Source organism: Exiguobacterium sp. H66 (genome assembly GCF_018618705.1).
Lineage (GTDB): Bacteria > Bacillota > Bacilli > Exiguobacteriales > Exiguobacteriaceae > Exiguobacterium_A > Exiguobacterium_A oxidotolerans.
Genome location: NZ_JACSMQ010000013.1, coordinates 1 through 18,959 on the forward strand (window position 1 = coordinate 1; position 18,959 = coordinate 18,959).

An 18,959-nucleotide genomic window follows, 5' to 3' on the forward strand; every position below is an offset into this window, starting at 1 on the left:
CGTCTGGTGACGATAGCCAAGTGGTCACACCCGTTCCCATGCCGAACACGGAAGTTAAGCACTTGAACGCCGAAAGTAGTTGGGGGCTTCCCCCTGTGAGGATAGGACGTTGCCAGGCAATTGAAAAGGACCGATCTGCATCTTGCAGGTCGGTCTTTTGTATTTTAAAAACAAGAGGTGTATTTCATGAAAAGTCAGCTTCCAATCATTGAGGCACTTAAGCGACATGTCGAACGTAAGGCAACATCTTGGCACGTTCCTGGTCATAAAAATGGATCAATCGTATTAGGTCTACCTAGTTTTTTGGAATGGGATAAAACAGAACTAGCTGGCTTAGATGATTTTCACCACCCGACAGAAGCGATTCTAGAAGCAAAAGCATTGTTGCGTGAAGTCTATGATTCGGAAGATAGTCATTTTTTAATCAATGGTTCAACAAGTGGTAACTGGGCAATGCTTGCGGCTGTGACTAAACGAGGAGATCGCGTCTACGTTCAGAGAAATTCACATAAGTCGATTTTTAATGCACTCGAATGGTTAGGATTGTCTCCAATCTTCATGAGCCCTGAGTATGATGAAGAAACACAAATCGCCGGCAATGTTTCACGTGAAACATTAAAGGAAGCGTTAACATCTTATCCGGGTGGAGTCGCGGTATTTTTAACTTCACCGAGTTACTATGGAGAAACAGCAGCTATCGAAGAAATCGTAGCAGTGACAGCACGTTATAAAATACCATTATTAGTTGATGAGGCACATGGTGCACATTTTGGAGAAGCAGTTGGAATCCGTTCAGCCTTTGAACAGGGTGCTACAGCTGTCGTCCAATCTGCTCATAAGACGTTACCGGCATTGACGATGGGGGCTTGGATTCATGAGCGATTAACGGATGTACAACGTCGTAAGCTCCACCATGCACTCCAGTCGTTTCAAACATCAAGCCCTTCGTATCTCATCATGGCTTCGCTCGATTATGCTCGATACTATCGACAGCAGTGGACGATTGATGAAATGGAAGAGGTCCGGAACAGTCATCAACTGTTCAAAGACGAACTCGACGGACTAGATGGAATGCATGCTTTTACTTTTGATGATTGGTCACGCGTGATTCTTTCCTATGAGGACTATTCCGGAGAACAGTTACTCGATGCATTAGCCAATGAAAAAATAGATGCAGAGTTTGCTTTAGCTTCATTTGTCGTCTGCATTTTACCTCTTCACAAATTATCGGAAACTGTCCGAACTCAGTGGTTAAGACAGGTAAAAGATGCGATTGAAAAGTTGAAAATGAAAGGAATTCCCTCAAAAAGGTATATCGAGCAATCAATTATGGGTAAAATAAAAGTATCATCACTCGCTTGCCCACTGGATCAGTTAGAGGAGAGGGAATATCGGAATCTTCCGCTTCGTGAAACGATTGGTCAGATTGCACTTGAAACGATTATTCCATATCCGCCAGGTATTCCAGTCTTGTTGCGAGGAGAGCGTGTGACAAAAGAACAGATAGTATGTATTGAGCATCATATAGCCGCATCCGTCCATCTTCAGGGTGGAGAGTCTTTGCAAGAAGGTACGTTGCGTGTCATAGAGGAAGGGTTTGTTGAATGAAGGGAACGTTTATTACAGTCGAAGGACCAGATGGCGCAGGAAAAACGACACAGCTTCAATTGATGGCAGAAGCATTAAAAAAAGAGGGTTATCAGGTCATCATGACACGAGAGCCAGGCGGCACACGCATTGGGAATGAAATCCGTTCGTTGATTCTGAATCCAGATTTCACGGAGATGGATGAAATGACAGAAATTTTATTGTATGCGGCGTCACGGGCACAGCACGTCAATGAATTGATTCGTCCGTCACTTACAGCCGGGACTGTCGTTTTATGTGATCGTTTCGTTGATGCCTCGATTGCGTATCAAGGATATGGACTCGGGTATTCAATTGAACAGATCCGTAACGTCAATCAGCAAGCAACAGGAGGATTAACCCCTGATCGAACGTACTTGTTTGACTTGACGGTCATGGACTCGAAAAGACGAATGATTGAACGAGGGGCGCTTGACCGGATCGAGCAACGTGATGATGCATTCAGAGAGCGTGTCTATCATGGCTTTTTATCATTAGCCGCGTCAGAACCGGAACGCATTCGATTGATTGACGCCAATCAATCGATTAAAGCGGTCCAGTCGCTACTGTTAGAAGATGTGTTAGCCTATTTGAAGAAAAGGGAGAGATTATCATGAAAATGGTCATTACGATTGTTCAAGATAAAGATAGCTTACGTTTAGCAGAAGCGCTTGTTGAAAATGATTTTCGGGCAACCAAACTTGCGACGACGGGCGGCTTTTTAAAAGAAGGTAACACGACATTCATGATTGGGGTTCAAAGTGAACGTGTTGACGATTTGATGCGTTTGATCAAGAAAAATTGTTCGAGCCGCGATCAAATGGTCTCGCCGATCTCACCAATGGGAGGACACGCCGACTCGTATATTCCCTATCCGGTTGAAGTTCAAGTCGGAGGCGCGACAGTCTTTGTCTTGCCGATTGAAGGGTTTCATCAGTTCTGATGCGGACATTTCATGAGCTCGAACAAACACAATCTGTCATCTCGACGATTCTTCAAAATTCTTTACGAGCAAATCGAATCAATCATGCTTATATCTTTACGGGAGACTATGAGCCGCTTCTTTTGGAAGCGGCTCAATTGTTCGCCAAGAGTTTATTTTGTGAGCGGAAAGATCAAGTAGAGCCGTGTAATGAATGCCGAAGCTGTCGACGGATGGATAGCGGAAACCTTGTCGATTACTACCAGATTGAGCCAGATGGGGCAACCATCAAAAAAGAACAAATCCAGCAATTGATGCATGACTTGTCACTTCGGGGGTTAGAAGGGGATCGGCAAATCTATGTCGTGACGCAAGCGCACCGGATGACTCCGCAAGCAGCGAATAGTTTATTGAAGTTCTTCGAAGAACCGGGCGAAGGAAAAGTAGCGATTCTACTAACGAATCAACCGCAACTGTTATTACCGACGATTCGTTCTCGTGGACAACTGTTAAGTTTTCGACCGGCCGATCGTGTGATGATTGGACAAGTTTTATCGGATAAAACGTCCCGAGATGCGGAGTTAACCCAACTTGCAGCTCGCGTCTATTCAAAAATTGATGATGCGGAGCAAGCCTTAATCGAAGACTGGTTTGTAAATGCGCGAGCGTCAGTGTTACAATTGATGGAGGAATTAGCGAATCGTCCGGCAGATTTGCCTTTGTTCGTTCAAGAGAAGTGGATTAATCAATTTAAGAATCGGCAAGACGTCCGGATTGGTCTAGAACTCGTGACATGTTTCTTCGAAGATGCCTTGCATCTGAAGTTGAATCCATCATGGGAGATCATTACGTATACGAATAGCCGACCATTACTTGAGCAGATGGGTGGAAAGAGTCAGGCGACGATCACCCGCTGGTTGCAGGCAGTACTTGCAGCCGTCAAACGGGTCGAAGCGAATGTTAATCCTCAATTAACAGTTGAGCGTCTCATGTTTGACTTACAGAAAGGGTAGAGCGATATGCTAGAAGTAGTAGGCGTTCGCTTTAAAGAAGCGGGCAAAATTTATTATTTTGCACCTGGACAAGAGTCATTATCACGAGGACAAGCCGTCATCGTGGAGACAGTACGGGGCATTGAATATGGCGAAGTGGTAATCGCCGATAAACAAATGGACGAGGAAGATGTGGTCTTACCATTAAAATCAATTCTTCGGATTGCTGATGATAAAGATGCAATGATCGTCCGTGAAAATAAAGTAGCAGCACTTGATGCACATGCAGTGTGTGTCGAAAAGATTCGCGAACATAAGCTCGATATGAAACTCGTGGACGTCGAATATACGTTTGATCGTAATAAAGTCATCTTTTACTTCACAGCGGAAGGTCGCGTCGACTTCCGGGAACTCGTTAAAGATTTAGCAGCAGTCTTCCGGACACGGATTGAGTTGCGCCAAATCGGAGTTCGTGATGAAGCGAAATTGCTCGGTGGAATCGGTCCGTGCGGCCGTGTCCTTTGTTGTTCATCGTTCTTAGGTGAATTTGAGCCGGTCTCAATCAAGATGGCGAAAGATCAAAACTTATCACTGAACCCAACGAAAATTTCCGGGGTCTGTGGCCGTTTAATGTGCTGTTTGAAATACGAGAACGATACGTATGAAGAAATGCGACGTGATCTACCGGATTACGGAAAACGTCTGACTGTACCAGAAGGCGAAGGTCGTGTCGTCGGATTGAACATCCTCGATCAAGTAGTTCAAATTGAACTGAAAGACCGTTCCCGCGTTCTGACTTATTCGATGGAAGAATTGTTATCCGTCGGTGCCGTAAAACAAAAACGACCAAAAGAATGACGGGGTGCATACGCGTGGAGAGAGTCGATAAAAAAGAAATCATTACGCGTGTCGATGCGATCGAGCAACAGATTCATTTGCTGACTGAGCATCTGAGCGTATTAAAAGATCAGCTTGCTTACATGATGGAGGAAAATCAACACCTCTACCTCGAAAATCATCACCTGCGTGAGAAGGTGGAGCGAGACGAACAACAACCGATTACAGAAGAAGCGGAAGCCGAAGCGTTAGTAGGTGCCGGATACGATAACCTCGGTCGCCTCTATCAAGAAGGATTCCACATTTGTAACTTGCACTACGGTCAAGTCCGTAAAGACGGGGATTGCCTGTTCTGCTTGTCCATGTTAACGAAACATTGAGAGGCTGACTTCCTAGGAGTCAGTCTTTTTTTCAGAAAGGAAGACACCTATGCTTGAATTATTACCAGATGAGCGACTCGATCATCTCCTCGGAAGAGACGGTCGCATCATTCAAAGTCCGACCGTCTTTTCGTATTCACTGGATGCCGCGTTACTCGCGCAATTCGTCTGGGTCCCGATCCGCCAAGGTAAGTTGGTCGATTTGTGTGCCGGAAACGGTGCGATTCCGCTCTTTTTATCGTACCGGACGAACGGAACGATCACGGGACTCGAAATTCAACCGCGCCTCGTCGAGATGGCACGCCGTAGTATCGAGTTGAACGAAAAAGCGGGACAGCTCCAAATGATTGAGGGGGATGTCAAAACGGCCGGGAAACAACTCGGATACGGTGCCTATGATGTCGTGACCTGCAATCCGCCGTATTTTTTAGCACATGAATCATCGAACCGAAATGAGAGTGAACACTATACGATTGCCCGGCATGAAGTGTTATGTACACTTGAAGATTGCATTCGTTCAGCCGCCGACTTACTTAAACAAGGCGGGAAAACGGCATTCGTCCATCGTCCGGAACGTTTACTCGACATCGTGACGCTGATGCGTCAGTACCGGATTGAGCCGAAGCGGATGCAATTGATTTATCCGAAGGCAGGGAAAGAAGCGAACATGCTGTTGATTGAAGGCATCAAGGATGCAAAACCGGGCTTGAAGGTGTTACCCCCGTTCATCGTCTACGAGCAAGATGACACGTATACCTTGCAAATGCAGGAACACCTGAATGTCTAAGCATGCGGTGTATATCGTGCGTTGCCGTGATGGGAGTCTGTATACAGGGTACGCTGTCGATGTCGAGAAGCGTGTTGCGACACACAATACGGGGCAGGGTGCCAAGTACACACGGTCACGGCTACCGGTCGTCCTTGCGTACACAGAGACGTTTGAAACGAAATCGGACGCGCTGAAACGCGAGTATGCGATCAAACAATTGACGCGTGCGAAAAAAGAACAGCTTATTCAAGGAGGGACGTCATGAAGGCAACGAGCAGTTTTAAGGATCAAACGAACGGCTTATATATCGTACCGACGCCAATCGGGAACTTAGAGGATATGACGTATCGAGCCGTCCGCATCTTACAAGAGGCCGATATCATCGCGGCAGAAGACACACGCCAGACGATGAAATTGTGCAATCACTTTGAAATCGACACGAAACTCGTCAGTTATCACGAACACAATAAGCAAGTTAGCGGTGAACGGCTGCTCGAAGACTTATTGTCGGGGAAACAGGTCGCCCTCGTCTCCGACGCTGGAATGCCCGGGATTTCCGATCCGGGGAGCGACTTAATCCGACTCGCGATTGCAGCAGACATTCCGGTCGTCGTCTTACCGGGTGCGAATGCGGCATTGACGGCCCTCGTCGCGTCAGGTCTACCGACGGAACATTTTTTGTATTACGGCTTTTTACCACGCAAGAAAAAAGAGCGGCGTGAAGCACTCGAGACGTTACGTTATGAGCAAGGAACATTGATATTTTATGAAGCACCCCATCGGCTAAAGGAAATGCTTGGAGGTGTCCTCGAAATACTCGGTGATCGCCAACTCACGCTCGCCCGTGAATTGACGAAACGTTATGAAGAATACATTCGTGGATCGGTGACGGAAGCGTTAGACTGGGCGTCAGAAGAGGTCCGGGGCGAATTTGTCGTCATCGTCGAAGGAACGACGGAAGAACGTCCGAGTGAAATCCAGCAAGAGGCAGATCCACTCGATCAAATCGAACGGTATATCGCAGACGGTGAAAAACCGAATGCGGCGTTAAAGCGTGTTGCGAAGGAACGGGGACTTGATCGACAAGCCTTATACCTGTCTTATCACGAATCGAAATGAAAAAAGGAAGCGTACCGAATCGGCGCGCTTCCTTCTTGGTTTTATTCGTTTCCTGCGTAATGACGATCGAGGAAATCTTTTAACTCAACGAGGACACGTTGTGCGCCGTCTGGAGAGAGAATTAATTTTCCGTCTGCCAATTTGAAGTTATCTTCTGATACTTCACCAGTAACTTGGCAAGTCATGTTTGGTTTGTATTTTTTAAGAATGATTTGCTCGTTATCAACGTAGATTTCGAGTGCATCTTTCTCTGCGATTTGGAGTGTGCGGCGAAGTTCAATTGGAATGACTACCCGGCCGAGCTCGTCTACTTTACGTACAATACCTGTTGATTTCATTTTGTTGTTCCTCCTCTGGATGTCTAAGTCTCTGTATTTTTTTAAAAATCGTCAAAATTCGACATCACTTCTATAGAATGTAGAATACTAAACTTTCCAAAAGTAGTCAACCAATCCGAATAGCTTGAAATCAAAATGTCATTTATTTCTCAAAAAATCCATAATTGAAACGATTTATTAATAGATTTTCCCTTTTTAAAGGAATTCAAACTATTGAGTGTGTTTTTTTGTAATTTGATGTCTGATGTCAAAAAATGTTTTGATTCGACAAAAAACGAGTTTCGACAGCGGCGATAGAACAGCGTATAATAATGGAATGAACAATAGAACGGAGGAATAACATGTCAAAAACATTTTATATCACGACACCGATTTATTATCCTAGCGCGAAGCTACATATCGGTCATGCGTACACGACGGTCGCAGGAGACGCGATGGCGCGTTATAAACGTCTTCAAGGATTCGATGTACGTTACTTAACAGGAACGGATGAACACGGACAAAAAATTCAGGAAAAAGCAGCTGAAGCAGGTATTTCTGAACAAGCATTCGTCGACGGTGTCGTCGAGCAGATTAAAGTCCTGTGGGATCGTCTCGACATCTCGTATGACGATTACATTCGAACGACAGAACCACGCCACAAGAAAGTCGTCGAACACGTTTTTGAGACATTACTCGAAAAAGGTGATATCTATCTTGGTGAATATGAAGGCTGGTATTCGATTCCGGACGAGACGTATTACACGGAATCGCAGTTAGTGGATGGAAAAAGCCCAGATAGCGGCCATCCCGTCGAACTTGTTCGTGAGGAATGTTATTTCTTCCGAATTAGTAAGTATGCCGATCGTTTAGTCGAATACTTTGAAGCGAACCCATCATTCATCTTACCGGAATCACGGAAGAATGAAATGATCAACAACTTCATTAAACCAGGTCTCCAAGATCTCGCCGTCTCACGGACGACATTTGACTGGGGCGTTAAAGTCCCGTCGAATCCGAAACACGTCGTCTACGTTTGGGTTGATGCCTTGACGAACTACATCTCGTCACTCGGTTACGGAACGGATGATCAAGGGAACTTCGACAAGTACTGGCCAGCAGACGTTCATCTCGTCGGAAAAGAAATCGTTCGTTTCCATACGATCGTTTGGCCGGCACTCTTGATGGCACTCGATCTCCCATTGCCGAAACAAGTTTTCGCGCACGGCTGGTTGTTGATGAAAGATGGGAAGATGTCGAAATCAAAAGGGAATGTTGTTGACCCGATTCCGATGATTGACCGTTATGGTCTTGATGCTCTTCGTTATTATCTCTTACGCGAAGTTCCTTTCGGCTCAGATGGGATGTTCACACCCGAAGCATTCGTTGAGCGGATGAACTTCGATCTCGCGAATGATCTCGGGAACTTACTCAACCGGACGATTGCGATGGTCACGAAATACTTTGATGGGGTCATCCCTACCTATGCGGGAAATGTCACGCCGTTCGATGCGACATTGTCGACGCTTGCGAAAGAAACAGTCGAGAAGGTCGAGGCTTCGATGGAGCATATGGAATTCTCGGTTGCCTTAGCGCACGTCTGGCAATTAATCAGTCGCGCGAATAAATATATCGACGAGACACAACCGTGGGTACTCGCGAAAGACGAAACGAAGACGGATGAACTCGGCTCGGTCATGGTCCACCTCGTCGGAACGCTGCGTCACGTCGCGATCATGTTGCAACCGTTCATGACACAATCTCCGACCGAGATGTTCCGTCAGCTTGGTCTTGCTGGTCAGCCGATGAACTGGGAAGCACTCGCACAGTTCGCGTCGATTGAAGAAGGAACAAAAGTCGGGATTGCTGAACCGATTTTCCCGCGCCGCGACATGAAAGAGGAAGTTGAAGCAATCGTCGAAATGATGCAACAGGCATCTGCTGCCCGAGTTGAGGAAGAAGAAGTCGAAGAAGCAGATGAGGATGTTCGTCCGGAAACGACAATTGATGTTTTTGATCAAATTGAGCTGCGTGTCGGCGAAGTCGTCACAGCAGAAAAAATCAAAAAAGCAAAAAAACTGTTAAAGTTAACGGTCGACATGGGGAAAGAAACACGCCAAATCGTTTCAGGCATTGCTGAATGGTACGAGCCGGAAGACCTGGTCGGTCGGAAGGTCATCGTCGTCGCGAACTTGAAGCCGGTCACTCTCCGTGGTGAATTATCGCAAGGTATGGTGCTTGCGGCTGAAAAATCAGGTAAACTTGAACTAGCGACCGTCCCGTCAACGATGGCGAACGGTGCCAGTGTAAAATAATTCGGATGCCTGTGGACTTCACGTCACAGGCATTTTTTTGAAAAAGGAGTTGAGGATATTGTTAATCGATACACACACACATTTAAATTCCGATCAGTTCGACGGAGACGTCGAAGAAACGATTGAACGCGCACGCGCGAACGGAGTCTCACCAATGATCGTCGTCGGATTCGATCATAAGACAATCGACCGGGCGATGGAACTCGTTGAACAGTATGATGATCTGTATGCCGTCATCGGTTGGCATCCCGTCGATTCAATCGATTTCGATGATGCAGCGTACGCGAAAGTTGAGCGCCTCATGGACCATGAGAAAGTCGTCGCCCTCGGTGAGATCGGTCTTGATTATCACTGGGATACGTCACCAAAAGATGTTCAGGAAGCTGCGTTTCGTAAACAAATTCAACTCGCGAAGAAAAAGAATAAGCCAATCGTCATTCACAACCGGGAAGCAACGGAAGATACGTTACGTATTCTCGAAGAAGAAGACGCGAAAGAAGTCGGTGGGATTCTCCATAGCTACAGCATGAGTGCCGAGCTCTTACCCCGTTGCCTAGCAATGAACTTTTATATTTCGCTCGGTGGACCGGTAACGTTTAAAAATGCGAAGATGCCGAAACGTGTCGCTCAAGAAGTTCCGCTTGATCGGTTACTCGTCGAGACAGATTGTCCTTACCTGACACCGACACCATACCGCGGCAAACGGAATGAACCGGCGTACGTCCGGTTCGTGGCGGAAGAAATCGCGCAACTGCGTGGCATGATGTATGCCGATATCGAACAAGCGACAACAGAAAACGCGAAGCGGGTCTTCCGTCTCCCATGATGCGTTCGTTCTCTTATATCGCGACAGGGTGTGCCTTATTGTTAATTGCGATTCTAATCTACTTGGCGATGGATCATCCGCGCGACGTCACTATCATGATTGACGGACAAGAACAACACGTCAAGACGATAGAAACATCAGTCTATGGTGTCTTACGTGAAAATGGAATCGAAGTGCGAGCGGAGGATAACATCGAACCTTCGCGCAGTGCGGATTTACCAAAGAATGGTTTGATTGTCATCCAACGTGCAAAAGAAATTACGATGATTGTCGGATACGGGCAAGCACAGACGGTTCGGACACATGCTCGTCTTGTATCGGATTTATTGAAGGAACGTGGCATCGTCCAAGCCGATACCGATGATGTATACCCTTCGATTCATGCCGTCTTGACGACCGGGATGACAGTCCGATTCCGTGAAGCATTTCCGGTTGACATCGTCATCGGAGGACGAGCCAGTCAAGTCTATACGTACCAAACGACCGTCCGTGAGCTCCTTGCGAAACAAGGAGTGACGTTACAAGCGACAGACCGTGTTGCGCCGAGCCTTGATACCGTTGTCTCGGAAGATACGCTCGTCACCGTCAATACGACGCGACGGGCGACCTTAACGGAAGAACAGTTGCTTCCGTTCGATGTCGAGCAAGTAGAAGATCCGACATTACCGAAAGGACAACAACTTGTAACGACGACGGGGCGTCCTGGAATCCGGACCCAAAAGTACGAATTGACGCTCGCTGACGGGCTCAGTAAAGAGAAGAAGTTACTGACCGATGAAGTAACGAGTGAACCGGTGAAACAAATCATTAAAGTCGGAACAAAACCGATTGAACGAGTAGAGACACCGGCACCTGTCTTCAATGAAGAGGAGGCAACGACGCCATTGACGGTCGCACCGGAAGTCACGGCAGACTTAGACTTCAAGAATGCGAAGACGCTGATGGTCGAGGCGACGGCCTATACGAATGACCCGGCATCGAACGGGAGTCAATTGTATGATGGGCGCGCATTGACAGCGACGGGGTACGATGTCACGGATACAATCACCTATCAAGGGTTACCGATCGTCGCCGTCGACCCGAAAGTAATTCCGCTCGGGACGAAAGTGTATGTCGAGGGGGTCGGACTGGCGGTCGCGCTCGATACGGGCGGTGCCATTAAAGGCAATAAAATTGATGTCCTCGTCAGTGATGAACAGACGGCGAAGACGTTCGGGCGGAAGACCGTCAAGCTTTGGGTCATTCCGAATGAGTCGGGCACGGAAGCGGGCAGTTGACGCTTCCTTGTTTTTTTCGTGGAAACAGGTACAATTACGGAAGTGTTTGAAGAAGGTGGAGAAGAATTGATGCAAAAACGCTTAAAAGAAGTCATCGTCGTCGAAGGACGTGACGATACGACACGACTACAGGAAGTATTTGATGTCGATACAATTGAAACGAACGGCTCTGCCGTCAATGAGCAAACGTTACAACGAATTGAAAAAGCACTCGAACGCCGAGGCGTCATCGTCTTCACGGATCCAGACTTTCCGGGTGACCGGATTCGCGCACGTATCAATGAACGTGTTCCGGGATGCAAACAAGCCTATCTGCCACGTGCGGACGCAAAAGATAAACGCGGTAAAATCGGTGTCGAGCATGCTTCGCCGCAGGCAATCGAACGTGCACTCGCAGCCGTTTATGAAACAGAAGAAGTCCATGTCGCAGAAGTGACACGGGATATGATACTTGCAGCAGACTTAATCGGTGGTCCATCAGCATCGTCACGCAGACGCCGGCTCGGACAGTTGCTCGCAATCGGTGAACCGAATGCGAAACAACTCGTCAAACGCGTCGCTTCGATTCGGATCACAAAAGAGGAATGGGAAGCTGCACTGAGACAGTTAGAGGAGGAACAAGATTGAAAGACATCGCAACACTACACCGGACGAAGGAAATCCTCGCGCGACACGGATTTTCATTTAAGAAGTCCTTAGGACAAAACTTTTTAATCGATTTGAACGTACTCGCGAACATTGTCGGCGCTGCTTCGTTAACAAAGGAGAGCGGTGTTCTTGAAATCGGACCGGGAATCGGGTCGTTGACGGAACAGTCCGCGAAACAGGCGAAAAAAGTCGTTGCCCTTGAAATCGACCAACGGCTGTTACCGATTTTAGATGATTCGCTCTCACCTTATCCGAACGTCAAAATCATCCATGGAGATGCACTTGAACTGGATCTCGAAACGATTGTCAACGAGGAGTTCACACAAGAAGGAATTACGGATCTTGCGGTCGTCGCAAACTTACCGTACTATGTCACAACACCGATCATCATGCGGATATTGGAGGCGAAAGCACCATTCCGAACACTCATCATGATGATTCAAAAGGAAGTAGCGGAACGGATCGGTGCGAAACCAGGTACAAAAGCGTATGGTTCATTATCAATTGCGATTCAATACTATGCGGAAGCCGAAGTCTGTTTCACGGTGCCGAAGCAAGTCTTCATTCCCGCTCCGAACGTCGATTCGGCTGTCATCCGCTTGAACATCCGAAAAGAGCCGGCCGTCCAAACGAAAGATGAAAAATTATTCTTCGAAGTTGCGCGTGCGAGTTTTGCCCAGCGCCGGAAAACGATTTTAAATAATTTGTCGAGCCACTTCGGAAAAGCAGAAAAAGAAGCTGTCGAAGCCGCGTTGCATGAAGCAGGTATCGACCCAAGACGTCGTGGTGAAACGCTCAGCTTGCAGGAATTCGCACAGCTCGCGGACGCACTTTTGCCGATTAAAAAACGTTGACGGTAGCGGGAAGAAAAGATATAATATTCGACCTTTCAAATATTTAATTAATATGCTATAATAAATATTAGTGAGGTGAAGCGTATGCCAAAGACGTTGAACGAAATCAGACATGTTTTCGAAACACATGTTGGTGAAAGACTGACGCTAAAAGCAAGCGGCGGTCGTAAAAAGGTCGTAACCCGAATCGGAACGCTCGTTGAGACGTATCCTTCGGTGTTTGTAGTCAAGCTAGACGCAGAGCGCCACAATGTCGAGCGAGTTTCTTATAGCTACGCTGACGTGTTAACCGACTCCGTACAAATCGAATTTGCGAATTCGTAAACTTACCTTCCGAAGCGGACAGAAATGTTCGCTTCTTTTTTTGTGGAAAGGTTGATACAATTCGTACAGGATACGTACTAGAGGAGGAACGGCACGATGACGATTATTGTAAAGGCACCAGCGAAAATCAATTTAGTGTTGGATGCGACGGCGAAGCGGACAGATGGTTACCATGATGTACATATGGTGATGACGACAGTGGACTTGGCAGACCGCTTAGAGTTGACGGAACTTCCGTCAGGCGAGATTCGAATGAATGCACAGCACGCCTATGTTCCGAACGATGAGCGGAACTTGGCTTACAAGGCGGCAGCCGTCTTGAAGAAAAAATTTAACATCCAGGCTGGAGTAGAGATTTACCTTGAGAAACAAATTCCGGTCGCAGCGGGTCTCGCGGGTGGATCGAGTGACGCTGCAGCGACATTACGCGGTTTAAATGATTTATGGCAGCTCGGATTGACGCTCGAACAACTCGCAGAAATCGGCGCGGAAGTCGGTTCGGATGTCCCGTTTTGTGTCATGGGCGGGACGGCGATCGCGACAGGACGTGGTGAAAAGCTTGAAAAATTGATCGCTCCGCCTCCGTGCTGGGTCGTGCTTGCGAAACCAACGATCGGTGTGTCGACGGCAGACGTTTATGGCGCACTCGATTTGACGACGGCCAAACGACCGGATGTCGAAGCGATGATTACAGCTGTTAAAGAGCAGGATTTTACGGCGATTTGTCAATCACTCGGAAATGTTCTTGAGTCGGTCACGTTACCGATGCACCCGGAAGTCGAGCAAATCAAGGATTTCATGACGAGTTGCGGGGCGGAAGGTGTCTTGATGAGCGGGAGTGGTCCGACGGTCTTCGCGTTGACGGAACACGAAAACCGGGCCCAACGTCTCTATAATGGCTTAAGAGGTTTTTGTAACGAAGTCTACGTCGTTCGTCTTTTAGGCGAAAACCATTGATAATATCCGTATGAAAATGATATATTCACTAGTGAATATTCGGAATTACGGAGAGGTGGAACAATTTAGATGAAAATTCGGAGAAGTGGTCGGTTAGTCGATATGACACGTTATCTACTCGACCATCCGCATCATCTGATCTCATTGACAATTTTCGCAGAACGCTATAAATCTGCAAAATCGTCAATCAGTGAAGATTTAGATATCGTGAGTGAAATGTTAGAGCATGAAGGAACAGGACGACTCGTCACAGTCCCGGGGGCTGCGGGCGGTGTCATGTTCATTCCGACATGGAGTAGCGAAAAAGCATTACCGTTTATCGATGATTTATGTGAACGCGTCGCACGGCCAGATCGTCTGTTGCCGGGGGGGTATTTGTATCTGACAGATTTACTTGGCAATCCACGGATGGTCAAGCAGATGGGACAAGTTTTTGCATCTGTCTTCAGTCAGAAAAAAGTGGATGTCGTCATGACGATTGCGACAAAAGGAATCCCGCTTGCTTACGCCGTTGCTGAACAACTCGGTGTACCGTTCGTGATCGTTCGTTCGGACAGTCGTGTTACGGAAGGATCGACCGTCAGCATCAACTACGTATCAGGCTCATCAAAAGCGATTCGGACGATGGCACTGGCGCGACGAAGTCTTCCGCGCGGAGCGAACGTCTTGTTGATTGATGACTTCATGAAAGCTGGGGGAACGATTCGTGGAATGATGAGTTTACTGAGCGAGTTCGAAGCGAAAGTAGCCGGTGTCGGGGTCTTGATTGAAGCAGAAGGTGCCGAGAAAAAGATGGTCAGTGAATACGTCAGCTTAATGAAACTTGCCGACGTCGATGTCGATCTCGGACAGATTCAAGTGAAGCGTGGGAACGTCGACCAGTATTTCACAAGTGATGGGAATACCTGAATTTGACACGTGATTTCTTTGAAACTATACTGTAATTATCAAACTTTTGGAAATTATGCCTAAAAAGATTGGAAAAAGCTAAACCTTTATTTGTTTTGAACCGTAAGTAGAAGTAGACAACGAAGAGTTGTGACATCGGTTACTAAAAGGGGTGCGGACAAAATGAACGTTACGGACGTTAAAATTCGTCGCGTCGTGGCAGAGGGGCGCATGAAAGCACTCGCCTCGATTACGCTCGATCACGAATTCGTAGTACACGATTTACGTGTGATTGAAGGGAACAGTGGTCTCTTCGTCGCGATGCCGAGCAAACGGACGCAAGAAGGCATCTTTCGTGATGTCGCTCATCCAATCAATGCATTAATGCGAAAAAAGGTCGAAGATTCAGTACTAGAAGCATATGTGTTGCGTGAAGAAAATGAAGAGGCGCTCGATTTAGAGCTGACATCAGTCGAATTGACAGATCGCCCTTAATAGAGGAGACCGGTTTCCCGTATTGCGGCGGACCGGTCTTTTTTTTGCTGTTAAAAAGGTTTGCTGCAATCTTCTTACAAAACAACAACGGGTTGTGCCTCTTCCGATGAAAGCAATGAAAAGAAAAGCCCGTCCATCACAAAGGTTGATTTTAAAACGACTTATGAGTCAGCCTCCTCACGTTGTCTACAGTCTGTTTTTAATGGATGTTTCATCAATTTGACTCGGTCCTGTGATTGAATAGTGGCCTCATTTTCGTTATAGTTGGTACGAGTGTACTATTTCTGAACGAAATCAACACTAATTTACGTGGAGGAGCGACAAGGATGAATCATTTCGCGGTAATTCTAGCAGCTGGTAAAGGAACACGCATGAAATCAAAACTCTACAAAGTACTCCACCCAGTAGCTGGGAAACCTATGGTACAACACGTCGTGGACCAACTCGCGACACTTGGCGTCAAGCGTCAAGTCGTAATCGTTGGGCATGGTGCGGAGTCTGTAAAAGAAGTGCTTGGCACATCGGTGGAATATGCGCTTCAAAGTGAGCAGCTTGGCACGGGTCATGCTGTTCAAATGGCAGAACCGGTACTTGGAAACGAAAAAGGATCGACGCTTGTCGTCTGTGGGGATACACCACTCTTAACGAGTGAGACGTTAGCCGCGTTACTCGACCACCATGCAGAAACGGGTGCAAAAGTGACCGTCTTGACGGCTCATGCGGATGATGCGACTGGATATGGTCGGATTATTCGTGGTGAAGAGGGACATGTTTCAAAAATCGTTGAACATAAAGATGCGACAGAACAAGAACTCGCGATTAAAGAAATCAACACAGGAACGTACGTGTTTGATAATGAGTTGTTGTTCGCTGCGTTAAAACAAGTCAAGAACGATAATGTCCAAGGAGAGTATTACTTGCCGGATGTCATCGAAATCGCAAAAGCCGATGGCGAAACGATTGCTGCCTATGCGGCGCCGACGTTTGAAGAGACAATCGGTGTCAATGACCGTGTCGCACTCGCGCAAGCTGAGACGTCGATGCGTAAGCGGACGAACGAGCATTGGATGCGTCAAGGTGTCACATTCATCGACCCGGCATCGACCTATATCGGACCAGATGTTACGATTGGTTCGGATACGACGCTCTACCCAGGGACACAATTGCTTGGGAAGACGATCATCGGGTCTGAATGTATCATCGGACCGAATAGTGACATCCGTAACAGTGAAGTGGCAGATGCTGCCGTCGTCCGTCAGTCGGTCGTAACCGATAGCCGGATCGGGGAAGCAGCACAAGTCGGTCCATTCGCGCACTTGCGTCAGCAAGCGGTGCTCGGAGCGAACACGCGTGTCGGTAACTTCGTTGAAGTCAAGAAATCGACGTTCGGTGAAGGAAGCAAATCGGCACACTTGAGTTACGTCGGAGACGCAACGATTGGTAAAAACGTCAACTTAGGATGTGGATCAATCACCGTCAACTATGATGGAACAAACAAGTTCGAAACGGTCATCGAGGATGATGCGTTCATCGGTTGTAACGTCAACTTGATCGCCCCCGTCACAGTCGGTAAAAATGCACTCGTCGCAGCAGGTTCGACAGTGACAGATGATGTTCCGGAAAACGGTCTTGCGATCGCCCGTGAGCGTCAAACGACAAAACCTGATTATCGTTAATTCAGCTACACCTTATTCATTACTTGTCGCTCTACTCGTCTAAACCAAACAAATGGAGGCCACCTAAACATGTCTACTGTCTTAGAACATGAAATTCGTATTTTCGCACTCAACTCGAACAAACCACTGGCAGAGGAAATCGCTAAGGTCATCGGAATTCCCGTTAGCGAAAGTTCAGTCAAACACTTCAGTGATGGCGAAATCTCGATGAACATCGAAGAAAGCGTTCGCGGAGATGATATCTACATCATCCAATCGACAAGTCAGCCGGTCAACGAGAACTTGATGGAGCTCCTCATCATGATTGACGCATTAAAACGTGCTTCTGCACGGACGATCAACGTCGTCATGCCGTATTATGGTTATGCACGTCAAGACCGTAAAGCACGTTCGCGTGAGCCGATCACAGCAAAACTTGTTGCGAACTTACTTGAAGTCGCAGGAGCGACACGTGTCGTCACGATGGATCTCCATGCCGCTCAAATCCAAGGTTTCTTCGATATTCCAGTAGATCAGTTAATGGGTGTTCCACTTCTTGCTACTTACTTCGAGAAGAAAAACATCGACCCAAATGAACTCGTCATCGTTTCTCCAGACCATGGCGGTGTTACACGGGCACGTAAATTAGCAGAACAATTAAAAGCACCGATCGCAATCATCGATAAGCGTCGTCCGAAACCGAACGTCGCGGAAGTCATGAACATCGTCGGTCAAGTCGATGGCAAAATCGCCATCATCATCGATGACATCATCGATACGGCAGGAACGATTACACTTGCTGCGAACGCTTTAATCGAAAATGGGGCGAAACAAGTTTATGCTTGTTGTACACACCCTGTTCTTTCTGGTCCAGCGATGGAACGGATTGAGAACTCAGCGATTGAAGAGCTCGTCGTCTTGAACACGATCGACTTGACGCAACGTGAATGCGCAAGCAAAATCAAACAAATTTCTGTCGCGCGGTTACTTGCAGAAGCAATCATCCGTGTCCATGAACAAAAATCAATCAGCCCGCTCTTTAGCTGATCAACAAACAGATACGAACGATGAGGTCCGGTTTTTTGAAATCGGACCCTTGTTCGTGCTTTTTTTTCATCAAAGGAAATGAACAAAAGGAGGTAGCGATATGAAATGTATCGTCGGTCTAGGGAACCCTGGAGCTAAATATACGAACACCCGTCACAACATCGGTTTCCTCGCGATTGACGCGTTGGCGGAGGAACACGGAATAAAATTATCCGAGTCGAAGTTTAAAGCAGTCTTCGGAACGGGAATGATAAATGGGGAACGTGTTGTGCTCGTCAAACCATTGACTTACATGAATCTATCCGGGGAAGCAGTTCGTCCGCTTCTGGATTTTTATAAAATCGCGGTCGAAGACGTCCTCGTCATCTATGATGATCTCGATTTGCCGCTTGAAAAGATGCGTCTTCGCTCAAAAGGAAGCGCCGGTGGGCATAATGGTGTCAAGTCGCTTATTCAGCATTTAGGCACACAAGAAATTAAACGCTTAAAACTCGGTGTCGGTCGTCCGCCTGCTCCGATTCAAGTCATCGATTGGGTCTTGATGCCGTTCTCAAAAGCAGAACAACCTGTCTTGCGGGAAGTATTGGCGGACGCTGTGAAAATCGCGACAGACTTTACCGATACACCATTTTTGGCGTTGATGAATCGCTATAACTGAACGAAACGCTTTGGAATTCCAAAGCGTTTTTGCTGTCGTCTTAGGAGGGGAAA

At 47.2% G+C, this 18,959-nt stretch carries 22 protein-coding genes and 1 rRNA gene; 22 read left to right on the forward strand and 1 reads right to left on the reverse strand.

The features are described from left to right. Window positions 1-2: 2 nt before the first annotated feature. The 10 genes from rrf (at window position 3) to rsmI (ending at window position 6,645) form a co-directional block, all read left to right on the forward strand. Window positions 3-118: ribosomal RNA gene (rrf, locus tag KNP88_RS14880) — 5S ribosomal RNA — on the forward strand. Window positions 119-186: 68 nt separating this feature from the next. Further along, entirely contained in the window at window positions 187-1,608 is a 1,422-nt protein-coding gene (locus KNP88_RS14885) for an aminotransferase class I/II-fold pyridoxal phosphate-dependent enzyme (protein WP_214894480.1), read from the forward strand. Further along, window positions 1,605-2,243 carry a dTMP kinase gene (gene tmk / locus KNP88_RS14890; RefSeq protein ID WP_214894481.1) on the forward strand — a complete coding sequence of 213 codons (639 nt, stop codon included), beginning with the start codon at window positions 1,605-1,607 and terminating at the stop codon, window positions 2,241-2,243. Before KNP88_RS14885 ends, tmk begins: the two co-directional genes overlap by 4 nt. Further along, on the forward strand, window positions 2,240-2,569 hold the full coding sequence (locus KNP88_RS14895; protein WP_029332194.1) for a cyclic-di-AMP receptor: 330 nt from the start codon (window positions 2,240-2,242) through the stop codon (window positions 2,567-2,569). The genes tmk and KNP88_RS14895 overlap by 4 nt, the downstream gene beginning before the upstream one ends. Then, on the forward strand, window positions 2,569-3,561 hold the full coding sequence (locus KNP88_RS14900; protein ID WP_088835963.1) for a DNA polymerase III subunit delta': 993 nt from the start codon (window positions 2,569-2,571) through the stop codon (window positions 3,559-3,561). Before KNP88_RS14895 ends, KNP88_RS14900 begins: the two co-directional genes overlap by 1 nt. Window positions 3,562-3,567: 6 nt before the next feature. Continuing rightward, window positions 3,568-4,398, forward strand: a complete 831-nt coding sequence (locus KNP88_RS14905; RefSeq protein ID WP_029332196.1) for a PSP1 domain-containing protein — start codon at window positions 3,568-3,570, stop codon at window positions 4,396-4,398. After that, on the forward strand, window positions 4,395-4,757 hold the full coding sequence (gene yabA, locus KNP88_RS14910) for a DNA replication initiation control protein YabA (protein ID WP_029332197.1): 363 nt from the start codon (window positions 4,395-4,397) through the stop codon (window positions 4,755-4,757). The genes KNP88_RS14905 and yabA overlap by 4 nt, the downstream gene beginning before the upstream one ends. A 49-nt stretch (window positions 4,758-4,806) precedes the next feature. Beyond that, on the forward strand, window positions 4,807-5,544 hold the full coding sequence (locus KNP88_RS14915) for a tRNA1(Val) (adenine(37)-N6)-methyltransferase (RefSeq protein ID WP_214894482.1): 738 nt from the start codon (window positions 4,807-4,809) through the stop codon (window positions 5,542-5,544). Then, window positions 5,537-5,791 carry a GIY-YIG nuclease family protein gene (locus KNP88_RS14920; RefSeq protein WP_214894483.1) on the forward strand — a complete coding sequence of 85 codons (255 nt, stop codon included), beginning with the start codon at window positions 5,537-5,539 and terminating at the stop codon, window positions 5,789-5,791. The genes KNP88_RS14915 and KNP88_RS14920 overlap by 8 nt, the downstream gene beginning before the upstream one ends. Then, entirely contained in the window at window positions 5,788-6,645 is an 858-nt protein-coding gene (gene rsmI, locus KNP88_RS14925; RefSeq protein ID WP_214771745.1) for a 16S rRNA (cytidine(1402)-2'-O)-methyltransferase, read from the forward strand. Before KNP88_RS14920 ends, rsmI begins: the two co-directional genes overlap by 4 nt. A 41-nt stretch (window positions 6,646-6,686) precedes the next feature. Here rsmI and KNP88_RS14930 read toward each other — a convergent pair whose 3' ends face one another. Next, window positions 6,687-6,983, reverse strand: coding sequence for a transition state genes transcriptional regulator AbrB (locus KNP88_RS14930; RefSeq protein ID WP_012368944.1), 297 nt, complete (start codon window positions 6,981-6,983; stop codon window positions 6,687-6,689). Between the two features lie 341 nt (window positions 6,984-7,324). Here KNP88_RS14930 and metG point away from each other — a divergent pair, with 341 nt between their 5' ends. The 12 genes from metG to pth all read left to right on the forward strand — a co-directional run bounded on the left by metG (window position 7,325) and on the right by pth (window position 18,906). Further along, a complete protein-coding gene (gene metG, locus KNP88_RS14935; RefSeq protein ID WP_214894484.1) occupies window positions 7,325-9,277 on the forward strand; it encodes a methionine--tRNA ligase in 1,953 nt (650 codons plus the stop codon). A 58-nt stretch (window positions 9,278-9,335) separates the two neighbouring features. Next, on the forward strand, window positions 9,336-10,103 hold the full coding sequence (locus tag KNP88_RS14940) for a TatD family hydrolase (protein ID WP_088835968.1): 768 nt from the start codon (window positions 9,336-9,338) through the stop codon (window positions 10,101-10,103). After that, complete coding sequence (locus KNP88_RS15775) at window positions 10,100-11,380, forward strand: 3D domain-containing protein (protein ID WP_088835969.1); 1,281 nt, start codon at window positions 10,100-10,102, stop codon at window positions 11,378-11,380. Before KNP88_RS14940 ends, KNP88_RS15775 begins: the two co-directional genes overlap by 4 nt. Window positions 11,381-11,449: 69 nt before the next feature. Further along, the gene (gene rnmV / locus KNP88_RS14950) at window positions 11,450-12,007 is read left to right on the forward strand and encodes a ribonuclease M5 (protein WP_214803549.1); all 558 of its coding nucleotides are present in this window, start codon (window positions 11,450-11,452) and stop codon (window positions 12,005-12,007) included. Further along, entirely contained in the window at window positions 12,004-12,882 is an 879-nt protein-coding gene (gene rsmA, locus KNP88_RS14955; protein WP_029332205.1) for a 16S rRNA (adenine(1518)-N(6)/adenine(1519)-N(6))-dimethyltransferase RsmA, read from the forward strand. Before rnmV ends, rsmA begins: the two co-directional genes overlap by 4 nt. Before the next feature lie 84 nt (window positions 12,883-12,966). Beyond that, window positions 12,967-13,206 carry a Veg family protein gene (locus KNP88_RS14960; protein ID WP_012368950.1) on the forward strand — a complete coding sequence of 80 codons (240 nt, stop codon included), beginning with the start codon at window positions 12,967-12,969 and terminating at the stop codon, window positions 13,204-13,206. Between the two features lie 96 nt (window positions 13,207-13,302). Further along, on the forward strand, window positions 13,303-14,163 hold the full coding sequence (gene ispE / locus KNP88_RS14965) for a 4-(cytidine 5'-diphospho)-2-C-methyl-D-erythritol kinase (protein ID WP_029332206.1): 861 nt from the start codon (window positions 13,303-13,305) through the stop codon (window positions 14,161-14,163). Window positions 14,164-14,232: 69 nt separating this feature from the next. Next, window positions 14,233-15,072: a pur operon repressor gene (purR, locus tag KNP88_RS14970; protein WP_029332207.1), complete on the forward strand. Its 840-nt coding sequence runs from the start codon at window positions 14,233-14,235 to the stop codon at window positions 15,070-15,072. A 162-nt stretch (window positions 15,073-15,234) separates the two neighbouring features. Next, window positions 15,235-15,546: a septation regulator SpoVG gene (spoVG, locus tag KNP88_RS14975; protein ID WP_088835971.1), complete on the forward strand. Its 312-nt coding sequence runs from the start codon at window positions 15,235-15,237 to the stop codon at window positions 15,544-15,546. Window positions 15,547-15,872: 326 nt separating this feature from the next. Continuing rightward, window positions 15,873-17,222, forward strand: a complete 1,350-nt coding sequence (glmU, locus tag KNP88_RS14980; protein ID WP_214894486.1) for a bifunctional UDP-N-acetylglucosamine diphosphorylase/glucosamine-1-phosphate N-acetyltransferase GlmU — start codon at window positions 15,873-15,875, stop codon at window positions 17,220-17,222. A 69-nt stretch (window positions 17,223-17,291) separates the two neighbouring features. Continuing rightward, window positions 17,292-18,248 (forward strand): ribose-phosphate diphosphokinase, encoded by a 957-nt coding sequence (locus KNP88_RS14985; protein ID WP_029332210.1) that lies wholly within the window; start codon window positions 17,292-17,294, stop codon window positions 18,246-18,248. Between the two features lie 100 nt (window positions 18,249-18,348). Continuing rightward, window positions 18,349-18,906 (forward strand): aminoacyl-tRNA hydrolase, encoded by a 558-nt coding sequence (gene pth / locus KNP88_RS14990; RefSeq protein ID WP_088835973.1) that lies wholly within the window; start codon window positions 18,349-18,351, stop codon window positions 18,904-18,906. Window positions 18,907-18,959 lie beyond the last annotated feature (53 nt).

Coding starts and splice junctions, on each gene's coding strand:
- KNP88_RS14885 (WP_214894480.1), top strand. CDS start 187: ATGAAAAGTCAGCTTCCAATCATTGAGGCACTTAAGCGACATGTCGAA.
- KNP88_RS14985 (WP_029332210.1), top strand. CDS start 17,292: ATGTCTACTGTCTTAGAACATGAAATTCGTATTTTCGCACTCAACTCG.
- KNP88_RS15775 (WP_088835969.1), top strand. CDS start 10,100: ATGATGCGTTCGTTCTCTTATATCGCGACAGGGTGTGCCTTATTGTTA.
- KNP88_RS14920 (WP_214894483.1), top strand. CDS start 5,537: ATGTCTAAGCATGCGGTGTATATCGTGCGTTGCCGTGATGGGAGTCTG.
- rnmV (WP_214803549.1), top strand. CDS start 11,450: ATGCAAAAACGCTTAAAAGAAGTCATCGTCGTCGAAGGACGTGACGAT.
- glmU (WP_214894486.1), top strand. CDS start 15,873: ATGAATCATTTCGCGGTAATTCTAGCAGCTGGTAAAGGAACACGCATG.
- pth (WP_088835973.1), top strand. CDS start 18,349: ATGAAATGTATCGTCGGTCTAGGGAACCCTGGAGCTAAATATACGAAC.
- metG (WP_214894484.1), top strand. CDS start 7,325: ATGTCAAAAACATTTTATATCACGACACCGATTTATTATCCTAGCGCG.
- purR (WP_029332207.1), top strand. CDS start 14,233: ATGAAAATTCGGAGAAGTGGTCGGTTAGTCGATATGACACGTTATCTA.
- yabA (WP_029332197.1), top strand. CDS start 4,395: ATGACGGGGTGCATACGCGTGGAGAGAGTCGATAAAAAAGAAATCATT.
- KNP88_RS14915 (WP_214894482.1), top strand. CDS start 4,807: ATGCTTGAATTATTACCAGATGAGCGACTCGATCATCTCCTCGGAAGA.
- KNP88_RS14905 (WP_029332196.1), top strand. CDS start 3,568: ATGCTAGAAGTAGTAGGCGTTCGCTTTAAAGAAGCGGGCAAAATTTAT.
- KNP88_RS14960 (WP_012368950.1), top strand. CDS start 12,967: ATGCCAAAGACGTTGAACGAAATCAGACATGTTTTCGAAACACATGTT.
- KNP88_RS14900 (WP_088835963.1), top strand. CDS start 2,569: ATGCGGACATTTCATGAGCTCGAACAAACACAATCTGTCATCTCGACG.
- KNP88_RS14930 (WP_012368944.1), bottom strand. CDS start 6,983: ATGAAATCAACAGGTATTGTACGTAAAGTAGACGAGCTCGGCCGGGTA.
- ispE (WP_029332206.1), top strand. CDS start 13,303: ATGACGATTATTGTAAAGGCACCAGCGAAAATCAATTTAGTGTTGGAT.
- tmk (WP_214894481.1), top strand. CDS start 1,605: ATGAAGGGAACGTTTATTACAGTCGAAGGACCAGATGGCGCAGGAAAA.
- KNP88_RS14895 (WP_029332194.1), top strand. CDS start 2,240: ATGAAAATGGTCATTACGATTGTTCAAGATAAAGATAGCTTACGTTTA.
- spoVG (WP_088835971.1), top strand. CDS start 15,235: ATGAACGTTACGGACGTTAAAATTCGTCGCGTCGTGGCAGAGGGGCGC.
- rsmI (WP_214771745.1), top strand. CDS start 5,788: ATGAAGGCAACGAGCAGTTTTAAGGATCAAACGAACGGCTTATATATC.